At 59.3% G+C, this 18,746-nt stretch carries 17 protein-coding genes and 1 pseudogene; 1 reads left to right on the top strand and 17 read right to left on the bottom strand.

Annotated features, from left to right (window positions below):
- Positions 1-90 precede the first annotated feature (90 nt).
- Together KHO30_RS11565 and KHO30_RS11560 are read right to left on the bottom strand one after the other, a co-directional pair.
- Positions 91-399, bottom strand: coding sequence for a helix-turn-helix transcriptional regulator (locus tag KHO30_RS11565; protein WP_211701112.1), 309 nt, complete (start codon positions 397-399; stop codon positions 91-93).
- A 32-nt stretch (positions 400-431) separates the two neighbouring features.
- Positions 432-1,865, bottom strand: a complete 1,434-nt coding sequence (locus KHO30_RS11560) for an aminotransferase-like domain-containing protein (RefSeq protein WP_211701111.1) — start codon at positions 1,863-1,865, stop codon at positions 432-434.
- Between the two features lie 168 nt (positions 1,866-2,033).
- On the opposite strand from KHO30_RS11560, the gene KHO30_RS11555 reads away from it, so the two are divergent.
- Positions 2,034-4,352: an FdhF/YdeP family oxidoreductase gene (locus tag KHO30_RS11555; protein ID WP_211701110.1), complete on the top strand. Its 2,319-nt coding sequence runs from the start codon at positions 2,034-2,036 to the stop codon at positions 4,350-4,352.
- Positions 4,353-4,423: 71 nt separating this feature from the next.
- On the opposite strand, the gene KHO30_RS11550 is transcribed toward KHO30_RS11555, so the two are convergent.
- From KHO30_RS11550 to KHO30_RS11485, 15 genes and pseudogenes are all read right to left on the bottom strand, one after another.
- Positions 4,424-4,927 carry a YgjP-like metallopeptidase domain-containing protein gene (locus KHO30_RS11550; protein WP_211701804.1) on the bottom strand — a complete coding sequence of 168 codons (504 nt, stop codon included), beginning with the start codon at positions 4,925-4,927 and terminating at the stop codon, positions 4,424-4,426.
- A 59-nt stretch (positions 4,928-4,986) separates the two neighbouring features.
- A complete protein-coding gene (locus KHO30_RS11545; RefSeq protein WP_093633600.1) occupies positions 4,987-5,631 on the bottom strand; it encodes a hypothetical protein in 645 nt (214 codons plus the stop codon).
- A gap of 248 nt (positions 5,632-5,879) precedes the next feature.
- Positions 5,880-6,188, bottom strand: coding sequence for a hypothetical protein (locus KHO30_RS11540; protein WP_054039802.1), 309 nt, complete (start codon positions 6,186-6,188; stop codon positions 5,880-5,882).
- Between the two features lie 676 nt (positions 6,189-6,864).
- Positions 6,865-7,134, bottom strand: coding sequence for a hypothetical protein (locus KHO30_RS11535; protein ID WP_200617777.1), 270 nt, complete (start codon positions 7,132-7,134; stop codon positions 6,865-6,867).
- Positions 7,135-7,241: 107 nt separating this feature from the next.
- Positions 7,242-7,637, bottom strand: a complete 396-nt coding sequence (locus KHO30_RS11530; RefSeq protein ID WP_211701109.1) for a hypothetical protein — start codon at positions 7,635-7,637, stop codon at positions 7,242-7,244.
- A 35-nt stretch (positions 7,638-7,672) separates the two neighbouring features.
- A complete protein-coding gene (locus KHO30_RS11525) occupies positions 7,673-8,848 on the bottom strand; it encodes a glycosyltransferase (RefSeq protein ID WP_211701108.1) in 1,176 nt (391 codons plus the stop codon).
- A 121-nt stretch (positions 8,849-8,969) separates the two neighbouring features.
- The gene (locus tag KHO30_RS11520) at positions 8,970-10,277 is read right to left on the bottom strand and encodes a family 8 glycosyl hydrolase (RefSeq protein WP_211701107.1); all 1,308 of its coding nucleotides are present in this window, start codon (positions 10,275-10,277) and stop codon (positions 8,970-8,972) included.
- A 143-nt stretch (positions 10,278-10,420) separates the two neighbouring features.
- Positions 10,421-11,683 (bottom strand): sensor histidine kinase, encoded by a 1,263-nt coding sequence (locus KHO30_RS11515; RefSeq protein ID WP_211701106.1) that lies wholly within the window; start codon positions 11,681-11,683, stop codon positions 10,421-10,423.
- Positions 11,684-11,719: 36 nt separating this feature from the next.
- Positions 11,720-12,418, bottom strand: coding sequence for a response regulator (locus tag KHO30_RS11510; RefSeq protein WP_211701105.1), 699 nt, complete (start codon positions 12,416-12,418; stop codon positions 11,720-11,722).
- A 31-nt stretch (positions 12,419-12,449) separates the two neighbouring features.
- Positions 12,450-13,310: a polysaccharide deacetylase family protein gene (locus KHO30_RS11505; protein ID WP_211701104.1), complete on the bottom strand. Its 861-nt coding sequence runs from the start codon at positions 13,308-13,310 to the stop codon at positions 12,450-12,452.
- A 346-nt stretch (positions 13,311-13,656) separates the two neighbouring features.
- Positions 13,657-15,330, bottom strand: a complete 1,674-nt coding sequence (locus KHO30_RS11500; RefSeq protein ID WP_211701103.1) for an FAD-dependent oxidoreductase — start codon at positions 15,328-15,330, stop codon at positions 13,657-13,659.
- 12 nt (positions 15,331-15,342) lie between these two features.
- Positions 15,343-15,831, bottom strand: a complete 489-nt coding sequence (locus KHO30_RS11495; protein WP_167378328.1) for a MarR family winged helix-turn-helix transcriptional regulator — start codon at positions 15,829-15,831, stop codon at positions 15,343-15,345.
- A gap of 287 nt (positions 15,832-16,118) precedes the next feature.
- Positions 16,119-16,241: pseudogene (locus KHO30_RS39230) on the bottom strand (ABC transporter substrate-binding protein); the annotation flags it as partial.
- 53 nt (positions 16,242-16,294) lie between these two features.
- Positions 16,295-17,839 carry a DUF6351 family protein gene (locus KHO30_RS11490; protein WP_211701102.1) on the bottom strand — a complete coding sequence of 515 codons (1,545 nt, stop codon included), beginning with the start codon at positions 17,837-17,839 and terminating at the stop codon, positions 16,295-16,297.
- A 480-nt stretch (positions 17,840-18,319) separates the two neighbouring features.
- Entirely contained in the window at positions 18,320-18,712 is a 393-nt protein-coding gene (locus KHO30_RS11485; RefSeq protein ID WP_211701101.1) for a YybH family protein, read from the bottom strand.
- Between the last annotated feature and the right edge of the window lie 34 nt (positions 18,713-18,746).

Here is an 18,746-nt window from a genome sequence, read left to right as displayed (position 1 = left end):
GGGGGCCATATTCGAAGGTCAATTTCCTCGGAAAAATTATTTCCCGTTATCCCGCCCATAACGGAATCTGTATTTTGGTGGCCGGAAAACTCAGTGAACGCGTGGTGGCGGGTCAGCCTCGTCATCGTCTGGCGAGCCGTCCTCACCGAACAAATCCGCGCACAAGTCCTGGCCGATCTCGCTCAGGCGCGCCGTTCCCGTGCCTTCCTCGTTGAACGTGGTGTCCACCAGGCCGCCGTCGACCAACGCCGTCAGTTGCCGTCGCAAGCCGCTCATCGGCACGTCCGCCTGTTTGGACAGCTTGGCGAGCGACCACGCGCCGCCTGGCGTTTCCAGATACGCGCGCCACAACTGCGCCAGCACGGCGACCAGTACCGGATCGAGTTCATCGTCTTCCATCGTGAATGTCTCCTCGCTTTTCTGAAGGCCGATCAGGCCATCTGCGCCACCAGTTCTCCCAGCGTCTTCAATGCCGCCTCGGTCTGCGCCGTCCACGGATAGCTGTAATTGAGCCGCATGAAGTGGCGAAAATCGTCGCGCATCGAAAACATCATGCCTGGCCCGATCGTAATACTGCGCGCGAGCGCCGCCTGATAGAGCCGCATCGAATCGACACTTTCGGGCAACTCCACCCACAGCACGTAGCCGCCTTGCGGCGTCGACATGCGCGTGCCTGCCGGAAAAAACCGCTGCACCATCGCCATCATGATGCTCGCCTGTTGCCGGTAGACCTTGCGCACGTGCCGCAAATGCCGGTCGTAGCCGTCCTGTTTCAGGTAATCGGCGACGGCGACTTGCGGCACCGAAGGCGTAGTCAGCGTGTTGAGAAACTTCAGCTTCTCGACCTGCGCGCGGTAGCGCCCCGGCATCGCCCAGCCGATCCGGTACGACGCGGTCAGGCTCTTCGAAAACGACGCGCAATGCAGCACCAGTCCCTTGGTGTCGTAGTTCTTCAAGGTCGACGGCCGCGCCTCGCCGAAGTACAACTCCTGATAGACATCGTTCTCGATGGCGGGAATGTCGTGCGCGGCGAGCAGTTCGACCAGTTGCCGCTTGCGCTCGTCCGGCATCTGGAAACCGAGCGGATTCTGGAAGTTCGGCATCACCATGCACGCGGCGATCTTCTGCCGTGCGATGACCTGGGCCAATGCCTCGATGTCGATACCGTGGACCGGATGCGTCGCCACTTCGATGGCGCGCATGCCGAGACGCTCGATGGCGTGCAGCATCGCGTAATAAGTCGGCGACTCGACGGCGACCGTGTCGCCGGGTTTGGCGACCGCCTGCAAGCTGAGGTTGATCGCCTCGGTCGCGCCGAGCGTGATGATGATTTCGTCAGGGTCGACCGGCACGCCGTTCTCGGCATAGCGCCGCGCGATCTGCCGGATCAGCTCGGGATTGCCGGGCGGCAGGTCGTCGATCAGATTCCAGCTCGCGTGACGCCGGGCGATCGCATTCGCGTACTGGTTGATACGCCGCCACGGGAACAACGACGGATCGGGATACGGTGAGCCGAGCGGCACGGCGTCATGCGCACGGATGCTGCGCAGCGTCGACAACACGAGGCGGCTCACGTCGACCGCAGCGGCCACCGGCGGCGCCTGGGCGGCCGGCTGGCGGTTCAGGCGCGGCTCGTCGAGCGCGGCCGACGTCGCCAACGCGTCGCGCACGAAATAGCCCGACTGCGGCCGGGTTTCGACAATCCCCCGGCTTTCCAGCAACGCGTACGCATGTAGCACGGTCTTGATGCTGACGCCGTGCTGCTGACTCGCCTGCCGCACCGACGGAATCCGCTCGCCCGCCGCGAACACGCCGCGGCGCACGGCTTCGGTCATTTCATCGGCAAGTTTTTCGTACAGTTTCAAGGACCTGGCTCGAACAAAAACATGGGCGGAACGCCAGTCTATGACAAATTTCCTGCAACTGTACCCCTCTCCTTTCCGTTTTTCTGTATGCTGCGCCGTTTTTGGAACACAGTAGGCTTTCATGCATCGGCATAAAAGCCTCGTCCAAGCCATATCCGGCGGCAGATCATGAAGAAACCCGAAGCTCGCATCGAACCGTATACCCACCCCGCCGCTGGCTGGGGCGCGCTCAAATACGTCGCCATCAACCTCATCAAGGAAAAGGTGACGGGCGGCGACTACCGCATGCTGTTCAAACAGAACCAGCCGGACGGCTTCGACTGCCCGGGTTGCGCGTGGCCGGACCGCGAGCATGCGTCGACCTTCGAGTTCTGCGAAAACGGCGTCAAGGCTGTGGCGGCAGAAGCGACCAGCAAGCGCGTGACGCCGGCGTTCTTCGAGGAGCATACGGTCGAAGAACTGATGGCGCAGTCGGATTACGAGCTCGAACAACATGGCCGTCTGACCGACCCGCTCGTCTACGACGCCGTGCGCGACCGTTACGTGCCGATCGGCTGGGACGAAGCCTTCGATCTCATTGCCGATCACCTGAAACGCCTCGACGATCCGGACAGCGCCGCCTTCTACACCTCGGGCCGCGCCAGCAACGAAGCCGCGTTCCTGTACCAGCTGTTCGTGCGCATGTACGGCACCAACAATTTCCCCGATTGCTCGAACATGTGCCACGAAGCGACCAGCCGCGGCTTGCCGCACACGGTCGGCATCGGCAAGGGAACGGTCACGCTCGACGACTTCGAACACGCCGATACGCTGCTGATCTTCGGCCAGAATCCGGCAACCAACCATCCGCGCATGCTCGGCGAACTGCGTGAATGCGCGAAGCGCGGCGCGACCATTGTGTCGATCAATCCGCTGAAGGAACGTGGCCTCGAGCGCTTTGCGAGTCCGCAGCATCCGGTGGAAATGATCACGATGGGCAGCACGAAAATCAGCTCCGTGTTCATCCGGCCGAAGGTGGGCGGCGATTTCGCCTTGATCAAGGGCGTCGCCAAACGCGTGATCGAACTAGACGACGAAGCGTTGGCCTCGGGTCTCGAACGCGTGCTCGACGTCGCGTTCATCGCCGAACACACGGTCGGCTTCGATACGTTTGCCGACGATTTGCGTGCCGAAAGCTGGGACACGATCGTCGCCGAATCAGGCGTGCCGTTCGAAGACGTGCTGAAGCTCGCCGACATCTACGTAAAGGGTCGTGCGGTGATTTCGACGTGGGGCATGGGCCTCACGCAGCACAAGAACTCCGTGCCGACGGTGCAGATCCTGTCGAACCTGATGATGATGCGCGGCAATATCGGCCGCCGCGGCGCGGGCTTGTGCCCGGTGCGCGGACACTCGAATGTGCAGGGCGACCGCACGGTCGGCATCGAAGAACGGCCGACTCAGGCGTTTCTCGATCGGCTCGGCGAAGTCTACGATTTCGAACCGCCGCGTGAGCATGGTCTCGACGTCGTCAACACGATCCAGGCGATGCTCGACGGCAAGGTGAAGGTGTTCATCGGCCTCGGCGGCAACTTCTCGATCGCGACGCCGGACACGCCGCGTACGTGGGAAGCGATGCGCTCGTGCGAGCTGACCGTGCACATCACGACCAAGCTGAACCGCAGTCACCTGATACATGGCCGCGACGCGCTGATTCTGCCGACGCTCGGACGCACCGAAATCGATCTGCAGAATGGCGTGGCGCAAGGCGTGAGCGTCGAGGATTCGATGAGCATGGTGCACATCTCGTATGGCATGAACAAGCCGGCCTCGGAGAATCTGCTGTCGGAGATTGCAATCGTCGCGCGCATGGCGCACGCCACGCTCGGCAGCAACAAAGTTGATTGGCTCGCTCAGGCCGCTGACTATGCATTGATTCGCGACGGCATTGCGCAGGTGATCGACGGCTTCCAGAACTACAACGAGCGCCTCAAGAACCCGGGCGGTTTTCACCTGGGCGTGGCGTCGCGCGAGCGGATCTGGAAAACGCCGAGCGGCAAGGCGCAGTTCCTTGTGCATGCGATCGACGTCGACACGCCGATTCATCAGGCGCGCGCCGAGCATGGCGAGCGTCTGATGACCTTGATGACGACGCGTTCACACGACCAGTACAACACGACGATCTACGGCCTCGACGACCGTTATCGCGGCGTGTATGGGCAGCGGCGCGTGCTGTTCGCCAACAAGGACGATCTCGCGATGCTAGGTTTCGTTGCGGGCCAGCGCGTGGATATCAAGAGCGTGTGGGCCGATGGAATCGAGCGTCACGCGGCTGGATTCCTGCTGGTGGAATACGACATTCCGCGTGGGTGTCTTGGCGCCTACTATCCGGAAACAAATCCGTTGGTGCCGCTCTCTTCGGTTGCCGACGGCGCGGGGACGCCGACTTCGAAGTCGATTCCAGTGCTGTTGACGGCGTCGGCGGTTGTTGAAGCGGTTGCTGCTTGATGCTCTTGATGCGGAGCTTCGGACGATCGCTCGTAGGCGTCACCCGAAATTCCGCATCTTAAGCTTGGCGCTCAAGTCTGGTTTTTCGTGAGATCGCGGTGCGTTAGATATAAGCGCAGATCGAATTCAATCTGGTGGTAGCCCGGTTGCATGAATTCGCAGAGGCGGTAGAACGCCTTGTTGTGGTCGCTTTCCGTCAAGTGAGCGAGTTCGTGCACGACAATCATTTTCAGGAACTCCGGCGCAGCCTCCCTGAATAGCGAGGCGATGCGGATTTCTTTTTTCGCCTTTAGCTTGCCGCCCTGCACGCGCGAGATGCTCGTGTGCAGGCCGAGTGCGTGGCGCACAACATCAAGCTTGCTGTCGTAAGTGACCTTGTCGATTTGCGCGCCGTTGCGAAGGTGTTCGCGCTTGAGCTCCGAGCAGTACTCGTACAGGGCCCGATCTGTTTGTACCTGGTGCGTGTCAGGGTAGCGCTTCACGAGGTACGAGCCGAGTTGTTCCTCGGCGATCAGCTTTTTGACTTTTTCCTGCAGCCCGGCTGGGTAGCCTGTCAGGTATTTCAGGTGTTGCATGGCAATGGGGTTTGCTTGTGACGATGGCCTCGCGGCGACGGACTTTTGTTGAGCCGAATTCAACCGCGATTGCCTTCGCAATCCGTCCACAGGCGCAGCGGATCCCGGTGAAGCGGATACTGCTTGTCGAGCCACGCCGACAGCCGTGTCCAATCAGGGTGGTTGGTCCCGGTCTTCGCGGACCACGTCGACGACCTCTCGAGAATCTGTCCGCTCTCACGATCACGGACAAGCAGACTGCCAAGACCGCTCGAACTGTTCTCCTGCGTTTCGACCCGATATCGTGGCAGGAGTCTCACTTCAGCATCTCCTGCCCAGCCGTACACGGCCCGGACCACGCCAGTTGCGTCCTTTAACTCCACTGCACCGCTGGGTGGCCGAGCGGCCGTCCAGCCTTCAGGAAATTCCGCCACAACCTCATTGCCGCTTTCCCGGACCCATTTCATACGCCAGGCGCGCTCCATTGCATCGCGCACGTGCGACACCGACTCGTAGCCTGGCGGCAACTCGATCGCAGCGGGCAAGGTAACGAGGTTATCTTTCCAAAGCTTGGCCTCGCCACGATCGCGTCGATCGGTTGTTCTGGATACTTCTTCTCCGAACGGGTTATCAGGCCGGCTAGCGAGACGGGCGCCGCTTTGCTGCAGGTCAGGGAAAAGACCGTCTGCATCACGACGCGTTAGTTTTGGTTTTCCGTTTTTCATGGTGTTTCGCTAAAAGGCGCTCTCAAGAACGACCAATTTACATTAAACATGGCGACGCTCTGTGCAACCGCGCAATTATCCGAGCCACGGCGACCGCCGGTTCGATATTTTTCGCATCGAGGGCAAGCAGGAAGGCGCGCCGCCTTGCACGTCAATTTACGGTCTTTGCGAATGATTTTCGAGGACACCACGACCTTGCGCAGCGGCAGCACCGCTACGCCAAGGTCCGCCTGACCGGGTGTGTGCGGTCAAACGTGCGGCAAATCGTCAATACACTTTTCGACGTGCTCGCCAGGGACATCGGTGTCAATCCCGTCGTGGCCGTCGGCGTGAGCAACCGACACGATTTTTGGCCCCAGAAACCGTATGCCACCGAGCGTAAAAAGGGACCAAACAGCGTTCCCCCGACGGATCGCGGCCACGACTTCGGCCACCTCGACAATCGACGTGGGGGACAACCAGTCACGCGTCGCCGGGTCGACGGGAGCCCAACGCACGTGGGTAATCCTGTCGTTCGTCGGATTGATGCGAATGGCGTCTATAGCAAACGTAGCCATATCTGCCTCCATCATTCTGCCAAAGGGATTTCACCATTATGCGCTGCTTCTTTTTCTGGTTCATTGACCAATTTTCTTGCCGGATCATCTGCGACGGCGACGGCGCCGCACCTCGAGCGCGATTAACTGCGGAATGTGTTCGGCAGCGTTGTCTTCAGTCAGGCTGATCGTCAGGCGGGACCCCGTCGTCGCTCTGGACAAGCTTTGGGCGCCCCATTGCGTCAGGACCTGAATCCACCAGTTGGTTGCGGTAGTCACAGGCAGGACAGAGGAAAAAGAAACCTTGTTTGTCGGCTTCCGGCTCGACGCGATCAAAGGGGAACGACACATTGCAGTTTCGACAGGTCCACATAGCGGCCTCCGTCGGTATCTTCGAAGAATCTTCGTATGAAGGATACTAGCCGCAAGCCGACTCTCCTGCGCAAGAGAATCAGTGCTGCCCCGCGTTCAGGAGCATCCAGATCTGCCGCGTGGGGGCACCTGCAAGAATGCGAGCAAACACGCCGCCGCACCGCACGCAGGTGTAGTGCTCTTCTGCTCGCGTATCCTTCACAGTGCCGACGCCGTTAGGCCTCAGGTCGTCGTGCGCAGCCGCGGTAGCCGACTGCCCGTAGAGATCAGCGCACCGTGCGCATGGTTGAATCCAGAGTTCCATTGTGAACAACTAGCGCAGTGATCAGCCGTTGCCGGCGACCGGGCCGCCTTCGACCATCATGTCGACGCGCCGCTTGCCTTCGACATACCCAGCCTCGCGGGCCTCTTCTTCACTGCCGAACGTGGCGACAAGTTCCTGGAAGCGAATGCTCTGCCCGGCGAGGTGGGCATCGGAACCGTGGCGGCAGATGTACGCCGAGTAGTGCCACAAGGTGGTTGGGGCCGAGGGACCGTATGCAAGGATCGGCAGGACCCAGACTTCGTATCCGTTATGTTCGATCTTGTCCCACATGGCTGTCTCCATCGTGATCGTCGAGGCATCGTAGCATGTAGTGGCTGATCGATAGGGATCGCGCTTCAAACATGACCACTACCCGCTTCCCCGTAGCGACCATTGCGTTAGCAAGAACTGTTGCGCGCCCCAACATCACCCCCTCCCAGCAGATCCCCATAGCTGACGACAGCGTTGATCCAGTTCCTGAGTTCCTCGCGCTCCAGATCGAGCAAGCGTTCCGGCAATCCCGAGTCATTGGCGGCGCCCAGCATATTGTGAAGCGCCAGGAACGCCAAAGTTTGCGAATACATCACATGGGAAAGACGTAAGCGCATTTCCGGGTGCGCCTGCCCGGCCGCATGGGTATCTTCAATCGCATACGCCAGCTTCTCGCTGATATAGGCCAGCGGGACACCATTACGGGTTTCCCGAGTTGTATACGCTGCGCCGTTGGACGACAGTGGTAAATTCATAGGTAGCTGGATGTTGTTGATTTGATTCTGGAGCGCCACAGTGGTCACGGGTGTTCAGCACACTCGCTCAATTACGACGCGCTCTAGGCGGTGCGCCCCTGCGTCACCCGTTGAGCGAGACCTTTTTCTGCTGCCAACGGCGAGACTCTTGATAAGCACTCGACGTAAACCGCCTCGGTACTGGCCGCGAAAGTCTGCAATGAAAACTCCGCCTCGCTCTTGGCACGTGCAGCGGCGCCGGCCCGCTCGACCTCGGACGGATTGCACAGCAGAAGCATGAGAAGCTGCGCGATGTAGCCGTGTCCACCTGGCGGGACCAGCCAGCCATCCTCGCCAGGGGTCACATTCTCCGGCAAGCCACCGGTATCGGAGACAATCACCGGCTTGCCCATCGCCATCATTTCCCGGCACGCGAATGACAGCGTTTCCCGCTGGGAAAGCACAAAGCCCACATCCAGAAGCGCTACTGCAGGCCGAACGTCCCGAAGCATTCCGGTGTAGATCACCTGCCTCGTCATCCCCAGTGCAGCCACTCTTGAGCGCTGTGTTGCATCGGGTAAGTGACCCGCGAGAACAATGCGGACGCGCTTACGCAATGCATCGGGCAACATGGCAACCGCCGTCACCATGTCCAGCCAGGCTTTGTTGTCATCCATGCCTGCAGTGCTCCCGACCACCAGCGCATCCTCTGGAATCCCAGGCAAAAATCGGCTCCGAATCCTGCTAACGGTAGCAGCACTCACAGGTGCGAACCGGCCGAGATCGATACCGTGCCGTACAACCCAATTAACCTTGCGTCCATAGACAGTTTGCGCCAGCCGGCGGCGTGTGTACGCTGAAACACAAATGACCGAATCGGTCCCCAACGTGCCTTTGAGCCATGTGGTCACGCTCCTCGCAGGCAGATCATTGTGTTTCGTATAAACGATACAGGGGCTGCTTTTCCCCAATCCCGTCGTAGCTAGCATCGCGATCCGATGATCCGCGGAGCCATTGACATGCAGGATATCGAACCCGTTCAGTTCGATCAGACGGCGCAGCGCCAACCCGGTTCCGACCATCGATGTCAGGGTATTGCGAAAACCCATCGCCACCACTTCGACACCGGGAATCTGCCTCGCGTACAGATAGAGCCGGCTTGACCGGGGTGCCGCGATCGTCACGCGATGGCGCCCGCCTAGTGCTGCAGCCAAGTTGAGAATATAGGTCGTATGACCGCCGCCATCACCCGTGTGAAAGTTGGTGTAGAGAATCTTCATAACAGCAGGTTGCCTCAAAATTTCCGATTTGCTCGAGCCAGTAGTACGCGGGTTTCCAGACTGCAAGTGCTGATAACGCGGTAACTACACGGCGATTCCGTTCACTACATTAGGACCGTTATCAGGGCTGCAGCCACGCGCCCGACATGACGATCATCGACAGTAGCTTGAGCGTATTGCCGTAGTAGTCGTTGTTCTCCAGGCTCTGGCCGCGCAGGTTTTCCCAGATCGCGTTCAGCCATTCCTGGTTGTCCGAGTTAATCATCGCCGACACGCCTAACGCGGAAACAAAAGCCAGGCTGTTCCTGCCCTCAGCCGCGACGGGCACGCCATTCAGATGGTAGGTACTGGCGAACGACGCGGGGTCTCCACCCGTGGCGGATCGCGCCCAACTGTTGAACGTGCCGAGTACATTAAACGCACGCGGCTCGCCGTAGAGTAGATAATCCATCCCGACCCGCCACGGATAGCGAGCCGCGTTCCACGAATACTCGCCGTCTCTCGGGTCCCCGACCAAACGTGGTTTCGCGGGCCTGGGCTCCCCATCCAGGTGGAAGATAAAGTCCGGCATCAACGCAGTATTCGGGCTGTGGTGCTGCTGGATATCGCTAACGATCACATAGGTTCGGTCACGGACCGCCAGCCATCGTGCATCGCCGCTGTCGGTGAAGAAAGCCTTCAGGTGCGACTGCATGAAATCGGATGACCGTGTCGTGTATTCGATCTCCGGGTCGCCATCTGTTCCGGCCCAATCACCGATCATCAGGTGTTTGCCTGCGGGGTGCACTTCATACTGCAGAATGGCTTGCATCACTTCCCGCGCTTCCTGGCGATAGTTGATCGCGCCGTCGCTGCCCCATTGGCGGTCGGCCAGCAACAATGCATACGCAATGTCCAGATCGCCGTCGGTCGCACTGACTTTCCCGCGGAACGTGCCGCCCGAGTTGGCGCAACCTTCTACCTGATTCCAGGCCATCAGATGCGGGCTCGACACCGCGGGGTGGTCGCGGAAGTACCGGACCATACCGTCGAAGATGTCGCGAGCGTCATTGTCATGTGCCGCCATCATGACGGTGATCAACATGCCATAACCGTGGGCTTCCGATACGGTGATTGTCTTCGGCGCCGTATCGCCGCCAACAGGTCGGTGGTCCGCATTGACCTTGACGAAATAGCGCCCGTCTCCACATTCTTGCACCACATACCTGGCTCTCCATTCTCTATAGAATGCCCGCACCTGGCTGTCACGTTCAGCCGCTGAAATGTGGTTGGGCAGAATCGTGCCCCCGACATAGGGTTTTGCCGTCAAGACTTTCTGCACCCTGCGCTTTGCCGCTTCGGGTCTGGCTGTCGCATCATCGCCGCCACCGCAGGCGCCGAGGCACGCTGTTACGCAAAGAATCATGAACTTTGATTTGATGTCCCGCATGAGCTTCCCAGTCGGTTCGTTGCAGATAAGTTGTGATCGAGCGCAGCATCAACATCACAGTCAGCGCACAACGTCTGAAACGAGCATAAGTGACAGGCATACGCGGTGTTGTCACCGCACGTAACAGGGCAACCGCCGCGGGATCATGCGGGCAACGGCAGGGTCACGCGGAAGCACGCGCCGCCCAAAGCGCTGGTTGAAATGCCGATGCTGCCGCCCTGCAAATACACCGCGCGCCGTACCAGCGCGAGTCCGAGTCCGAATCCCGAGCCCTCCTCACCACCGGGCGCGAGCCTGACAAAAGGTTCGAACACGCGTTCGCGGTCTTCCGCGGCAATGCCGGGGCCATCGTCCTCGACCTCCAGGATCATCTGCCGCGTCTCGTCGAGGCGGGCACCCACAATGACGTGGGAGCGACCATGCGCGAGCGCGTTCTCAAGGAGATTGCGGGCAATCAGATGCAGCAGGTCTCTGTCGCCAGTGAACTGGAGATGTTCCGGTTGTGCGTTGACGTTGATCACAAAACCTTTGTCGTCGACATCCATGCGCTCTTCACGCAGCCATGTCAGAACCGCGATAGGTTCGCGGGCAACGCGCGCTGGCGCATCGGTCAGTCTGGCGAAACGTAGACTCGCGCGTACAAGCGATTCGAGTCGGTCGACATCCAGTTGCAGTCGTTCCTGGAGACGGTTCCGGGTTGCGACGTCCTCGCTCCTGCCGAGCAGCATCATGGCAAAGCGCATTCGCGCAAGCGGGGTACGCAACTCGTGCGAGACCGCTTGCGACACCTCCTTGTGACGCTCGCTCATCGCAGACAGGTCTTCGACATGCCTGCGCATAGCGAGCACCAGCGGCATCCATTCCCTGTCGACGGCGGGCAGCATGATGGCCGGCGAGCGCGCCATGTCAGAAAGGCAGGCAGTGATCTCCTGCAAGTCGCGGCACCATCGTTGCTTGCGCCGCCAGGCGACGACTGAAAAGCCCAGGATGGGAGCACTTGCGGTTACGGCGGTCAAAAGAAAAACCGGAGAACCCAGTACATCCGTCAGCGCAGCGCTGCCCCACATCGGCCCGAACTGAATCAACGTGTCGTCGTCGAGTGAGAAGTAGGCGATCTCCTCACCACTGTTCTGTGCGGCCTGCTGATGCAGGAGCATGGTGCGCGCTTGCGGCGGCAGCTCAACGCTGTCGGCCGCAACTAGCTCGATCGGATACTGGAAGTGCTGGCGTAGCAGTATCAACCGCTGCTCGCGCTGCGCCGTCGACAGCGGTCGAAGTTGCTCCGCAAGCAGGTAGCCGGGTCCGGTCATCAATTGGCGGAAACTGTACTCGCTGATGCCGACCGCAGCGGAGGCCGACAGCCACAACAGGCCAAGGATCGAGCCAGTCCATCCGACGCCGATCACAATGATCGACCAACGTCTCAGTGAAAGCCGCATGAACTACTCCTCGCCCGATAGCTCGGCAAACAGGTAGCCTTGCGTAGTGATGGTGCGGATCGTCACAGGGCAAGCCAGGTTCGCCAACTTCTTCCGCAGCCGGGACACACGCATATCGATCGAACGATTGAGGCCGTCGTACTCCACGCCGCGGAGGTTCTGAAGCAATTGCTCCCGGTTGAGCGGCGTGCCGGCATGGCGAGCGAAAATCGACAGGAGGTCGAACTCCGCCACCGAAAACGCGACAGCTTTATCGTTCAGCCAGGCCCTTCGCGCATGGAGGTCTAGCCGAAAATGCCCGAACGTGTGGTCGAACACCCGGCCAGGTTTGGGACGGCGAATGTCCCTTCGCAACAAGGCGCGAATGCGGGCCACGAGCAAGAGAGGATCGATCGGTTTGACGACAAAGTCGTCGGCGCCGACATGGAAGCCCATCAACTGTTCTACGTCCTCGTCCAGTGCCGTCATCATGAGAATCCGCCCTGAATAGGAGGACCGAATCTCGCGGCATAGGGAGAATCCATCCATGCCCGGCAACATGACGTCCATAACGAGCAGGTCCGGGCGTACTGCATCGATCATCTTCACAGCCACGTCGCCGCGGTGAGCTATCGCAACCTCGAAATTTTCGGAGCGCAGAAACTCAGCCGTCAATGCTGCGAGCGGAAGGTCGTCTTCGATCAACAGGAGCGTGTCTGGCATGGTGGCGCAGCGTCCATCGTGTAGAGAATTCTCATAGACGCACGCCCTTTCTGAATTCTCTAAGTCGTTTGAACCAGTAATAAGCGGCGCCCCACTGCGGATGCTGATAGCGGCGTACTTTCCGCGCCAGCCACTCCGCGCTCTTGCCGTTGTCCGCCATACGATGAATCTCGTATGGATCGCTACCCGGGTGATTGCGGCGAGTGTTCCTCGTTGTGTATAGATATTCGAAACCAGCGACCCGAGCAGCCGCGATATAGTCGTCGTCGTAATAGCCTTCTGGCCAGCACAGATGCGTCGATATCATACCCAGGCGATCGGCCAGAATACATTTAGATATTTCGATATCCTGTGCGATGCGATGCCGCTTGCTGACCGAATCACTGCACAATATGTCCCAGCGGCGATGACTGTGCGTGTGGCTGTGGAACTCGAAAGTTCCGGCCTTACGCATGAGTTCGATCTCGCTCCAACGCACCGTGACATCGTCCGATCGGCCCGCCTGGACGCGTTGCTCGCACTCCGCGTGCGACATGCTCCTGGCCCCGCGAGCTGTGATGACGGGTCGAACTGGACCGTCATGAATGCGACCAGTCACGAGAAACATGACGGCATTGAAACCGTAGCGCTCGAGACATGGATGCGCGTGAATATAGTTGTCCAGGTATCCGTCGTCGAATGTCAGAAGAATCGATTTATCAGGCATGGGCGCACCGCGCAGGAAGCGCGCGAATTCGTCCGCGGTGAGCGTGACATATCCGTTGCGTGCCAGCCAGTTCATCTGCGATTCGAAACACTCGGGTGAGATATTCAGCGAGCCATTCGACTCTGAAACATGGTGGTACATGAGTACCGGCAGCGAGAGAGCGAACGATTCCATCGATGATTTCATCTACTATGAAATTCCAGATTTTCAGAGCGATTACCAGGCGGAAATCCAGACCTCTCTGTTGACGAGATCGGGCAAATCAACTATTGATGTCGACTGTGTATTACCGTTTTTTACAAGAACGGGCGAATGTTAGACGGAAGTATTTCTTCCGTCCACGGGCCGTTTGTCTGGATTTGTGTACTTTTGTCGCGAGCTATGCGCTTGATGCGGCATGGACGAAAAGTCGTCCAGATTTGACGCGGGGTGCGTTACGACGATTGGTCGTAACGCACCCGCATGAGGTACGTATCGCTACGGCGTTGCATGGTCAGAACGCCGCTATTTTGCCGACACTTGCAGTCAGACTTCACTCATACAGAGCCAAATATTCATGCAGCGACTGAAGGACCGCGGCGCCCTCTCCGACAGCCGCTGCGACCCTCTTCACCGAACCACTGCGAACGTCGCCAACGGCAAAGATGCCTTGCCGGCTCGTCTCCAGAAATCGAGGCGGACGATCTGGCGGGCACGCCTTAAGTGCATCGGTGCCGGTGAGCACGAAGCCGTTCTTGTCCAGCGCAACACAATCGCCGAGCCAGCCTGTACTGGGCTGCGCACCGAGAAACAGGAAGACCTGCCGGATCGGCTTTTGTTCGACCTGCCCTTGCCGGTCCCATTTGACCGATTCAAGCCGCTCATCGCCGTACAGTTCTACGACCTGAGTCCGCTGATGAACGGTAATGTTGGACGCCGCATCGATCCGTCGGATCAGATAATTCGACATGCTCGTAGCGAGTCCGTCACCGCGAATCACGATGTGGACATGCCGCGCAAATCCCGCGAGGAAAACGGCTGCCTGACCGGCTGAATTTCCGCCGCCGACGATGATCAATTCTTCGTTGGCACAAAACGCGGCTTCCATGAACGTGGCACTGTAGTAAACGCCGCGCCCCTCGAAATTCTCAAGGCGGTCCAGCGGCGGTTTCCGATAACGCGCGCCAGTCGCAACGACAACAGCGCGGGCATATACGTGCTCGTCGTAGTTGAGCCGAATGTGAAAAGGCGGTGCGTCCTGGCAATCGATGCCGAGCGCTTCAATGGGTACGCCGACCTCAGCGCCGAATTTTCGGCATTGCGACAGGCCGCGCCCGGCAAGCGCTTGACCCGAGATACCCGTTGGGAACCCGAAGTAATTTTCTATCTTCGAACTGGTACCCGCCTGGCCACCCGGCGCCTTGGTGTCGAGAACCGCGACCTTCAAGCCTTCGGAGGCCGCGTATACCGCGGCCGCAAGACCTGCCGGTCCGGCGCCTACCACGACAACGTCGAACCGCTCGCCATTCAGCTTGTCGGGACTGAGACCAACTGCATCGGCCACGGCGCGGTGGGTCGGGCTCTTCAGAACGTGACCTTGCCGCGTGATGACCACCGGAATATCCGCTTCCGTCGCGCCATTGCGTTCGAGAAGCGCTTGCGCCTCCTGATGGTCGACGATATCGAAGTAGGCCGATGGCTGACCGTTGCGGCTCAGAAAATGCCGAAGCCGGAACGTGGCCGCGGACGCCGCACTGCCAATGACCAGAATACCTCCGCTCTGGTCCTGAATAAAAGCGACCCGGCGCAGAATGAACGCACGCATGATCGTTTCGCTCAATTCGGCTTCTGCGATGACGAGCGCGCGCAGCGATTCCTCGTCGATTACGATGACTTCGCAATCACTGGTGGCGCGCGCCGATGCCACCGCGGCGCGGCCGGCAAGTGTTCCGACCTCACCGGTGAAGCAGCCTGGACCGTGCGAACCCAGCACGTGGAGAGCGTCTCCGGAGCCTCTCGTCGCCTCGATCGTCCCTGAGACGATCGCGAACATGGGAATGTGCCGGTCACCTTCGGAGAACAGCACGTCGCCCGTGTTCAGCCTGCGGCGCTCACCGTACCTCTCCAATAGTGCAAACTGTCTTTCATTCAGTATTGGAAAAATCTGGTGGTGGCGGCTGCCGCCTGACACCAGGTCTCCAAATCCGCCTGACGATTTATCGCTCATGGTTGCGTTTCCTCAGCTTTGGCGACGCGATCGGGGTTTACGCGGACGGCCTTCCGGCTCGGGCTCAGAAGGGATCACGTACGGCTCGAGTTCCATCAGGATCTCGTCGAGCCTGATGCGCAATTCCTTTGGCACTCGCGCCATCATCTCAGCATAGGCCTCGGTTGTTACCTGGCGCATGGCTTCTATTCTTTTCAGGCCATCAGGCGTCAATTCAACACACTTCTGCCTGCGATCCTCGGCCGCCTCCTGACGATCCACCACGCCTTCCCTATACAGCCCGTCGACCATACGACTAGCCGCAGCATGACTCAGGCCAGTTGCCTCGGCCAGTTCAGCAATGGTCTGCGAATCGTGATGATGGAGGTGAAACAGGGAGATGACGCGCGCGAAGGTCACGTCGCCGCTTAACATCGTCGACGCGTGGTGAAATACCCGCGAGGCAACCAGTCCATACAGGAGTTCGAGTTTGCGCCCGATGCCGGTTGCACTACCTTTCATGCGCCTGTCCATTTCCGACGAATATTTGCATTGCGATACCCCGTGTTGACAGATTCCTCGCCACGGCCTGCCGCGTGAGGGCAGCGGGAAGGCGTGCCTGCCGGCACACCTTCGATGCGTGGGGACTGTTCAGGTTGGATTTTCGCAGATATTCGCGGAAAGGACGTCAGTTGTATGCGCGCACACATCTAGTGCAGTCTGACTGTTCTCGCAGGTAGGCATTGTGTCCAACATGGGTTGAGCTGGTGCCGCGTGCTCGACACCAGTTCACTCCAGGCGCAGCACGGTTAGTCGTTGCGCAACTTCCACTTTCCGTCGACGATCTCGACGATTACCCTCGCGCGCCGATCAAGACCATTGTGATCCGCTTTAGTCGTGTTCATGACGCCATGAGACAGGGGCAAGTCCTTGCCGCAAACGCGCAGGAAATCGTTATTCGCTATTGGCAGGTATTCACGCGTGTCTAGCTTGCGGCACAGGTGTAGCTGGCCGCGGCACTCACGCTGCCGGAGCCCGAATAGTGCGGCACGGTTGGGTACGGGCAGTCCGGCAGGGACGACGTCACATTGCCGTTGGAATCGAATTTCGTCAGTACCAGTTGCCCTGGAGCGGTACCCTGTTCGACCCACGCGATCATCGCGCCGAGATAGTCTGTCTGATCAGGACCGTTGCCGCCGAGTACGTGGCCCACTCCTGGTTCGAGATAGAAGCGCGCATTGCCTCCAGCGGACCCGGCAAGCTGCACGACGGTTTGCCAGTTACGCAGATGGTCGCGTGGTGAAATCAACGGGTCGGCTGCGCCGTTGAACGAAATCAGTTTTTTGCCTGCCATCAGATATTGCGCAATGGCCTGCAGGTTGTGATCCGCTCCGACGTTTTGCAGCCCTGCGGCAATGACCGGATACGAAGTGTCGACGTTGAAGTTCGCTTGCAGACTGCCTGATACCGTTGCGGGCAGCAGCCAATTCGCATTGCCCGTGGCAATCGCCGCGAAGCCGCCACCCAGCCCGCCATACGAGCCGACGCCGAACATGGAGCCGAAGTCCGCCCAGTTGTTCCCAGAAAACAGTAACTGGCCGCCGCTTGTCGACACTGGCGCGACTATCCGCTGCACGGTTTGCAACTGCGCCGGCGAAAGACAGGTTGCCGCGGGCGCACCGGATGCACCACACTGCAGGGTCGACGGATCAAAGGTACAGGCAGCAGGATTCAGAATCACGCCGTTGGCATTCCCGCATTGCGCGACTGCCGCGGAATACGCTGCTGTCCACTGAGCACTTGAGGGCATCGCAGCGGAACCGGCAAGCGTTGCAATATTGAGCATCGCCGTTACCTGGGTTCCCATATTCATGGTCTCGTCGCCGGCGATAATGCCGTCGTAGTCCCCCGGCTGATTCTGGGCGGCAAGATAGGCCTCGCGGCCACCGTTCGACGCGCCGCTGAAGTACGTATATTTCGGCGCGGCACCGTAAAAGGCGGCAATCACTGCCTTGGCGAAATGAACCGTGATTCCCGTCGATGCATACGCGTAGTCCTTCTCCGCCGTTGCATTCGTCAGCAGATCCGCCGGATTACCGGTGCGGTTTCCGCCATTCGAAGCGGTGTAGGCGATCCCACGGGCCAATGGCTTGATGAGCGGGAATTGTGCGGATGTTGCTTCGACCGTGGGGATGCTTCCGTCGAAACCACCGCCACCTTGCTGGAGCAGCCGCTTCGACCAGTTGTCGGGAAGATCGACCTCGATGTCGAGTGTGGTACTGGCGGCTCCCGTTGCGCTGACCTTGCAATAACCCGGGTTGCCACCTGCGGCAGCAATGCGTGAAGTTGCCGTCACCGTAATGCCATTGAACTGCTGGCCGTTTATTTTCGTGCACAGCGCTGCATAGTCGACTGGCGCCGGCGACGCGACATTGTCCGAACTGCCACACCCCGAAAGTGCGAGGACGCACCCTCCCACCGCCAGTGCGACAACGAGTCGCCTGGCATTGCATTCAATCCAGCTCTTCACGTTGGTATCTCCAGATATAGGTGTCGTATTTATTGCCGTCGCGGCCGGAGAGTCGGGTTCTTCGCTTTCGTCGGGACGAGCAGGATCGCTGCCCGGCAACGGGAAGTAGATGGGTAATCTGAAGGAACACATCCGCCTGATTGAGCGGGCCGGACATTAATAAACCGTCCGGTCGTTCAATCAATGTGTGTAACGTTAGGATCGTTTTGGCTTGACGCCAAGCGGGGTTAACCCGCTTGGTTGGTGAGATATGGGGTTACCCGGCGGGTAGAGTGTGGAAAGGAAATTAGGCTTAGCCGAATAATGCTCATGCACACGTACCTACCGTATGCATAATATGCGTTCATGCATCTAATTGACGCAACATATACGGCGCAGGCAGGGATCTTTCAAGCGCAGGCGGCCCGCCAGGATTTTTTCCCGATCCCTTTTTGTCGCCTGAGGCGACGACCTGTTCGTTCATGTGCTGCGCGACAACACTCACAACGGGTGGTCGGTGTTATCGATATCGACGGCAACGACCCAATCGCCCTTCTCCATCTTCCATATCACCACGTACTTCCCACGGATTTCCACCGGCTCACCCTCCCGCGTCAAGCTGACGACGTAGCTACCGACGTCATACGCGATGTCGAGACTCGCGGATACGGTCAGCGTTGGGCTGTAGAGCGCCTTGAAGTCAGGGCGCATGAGATAGGTACGCCATACGGCGATAACCGCGTCCTTGCCAACATGCCGCGGCTGTCCCGGTTGCATATAAACGGCGTCACTCGCGTAAATTGACGCTATCGCATCGATGTTCTTCTCCGCTATTGCGGTCATCCATCCGTTATATCGGGAAAGGAGATGGTCCCGAATGTTCTGTTCTGTCATGGCTTCATTCCTTCAGGGTGGTCAGTGAAAGGGT

It is taken from the genome of Paraburkholderia aspalathi, assembly GCF_905220735.1.
GTDB lineage: Bacteria > Pseudomonadota > Gammaproteobacteria > Burkholderiales > Burkholderiaceae > Paraburkholderia > Paraburkholderia aspalathi.
The sequence above is the reverse complement of the archived record's forward strand: the minus strand, read 5'-3'. Positions and strand labels throughout refer to the sequence as shown.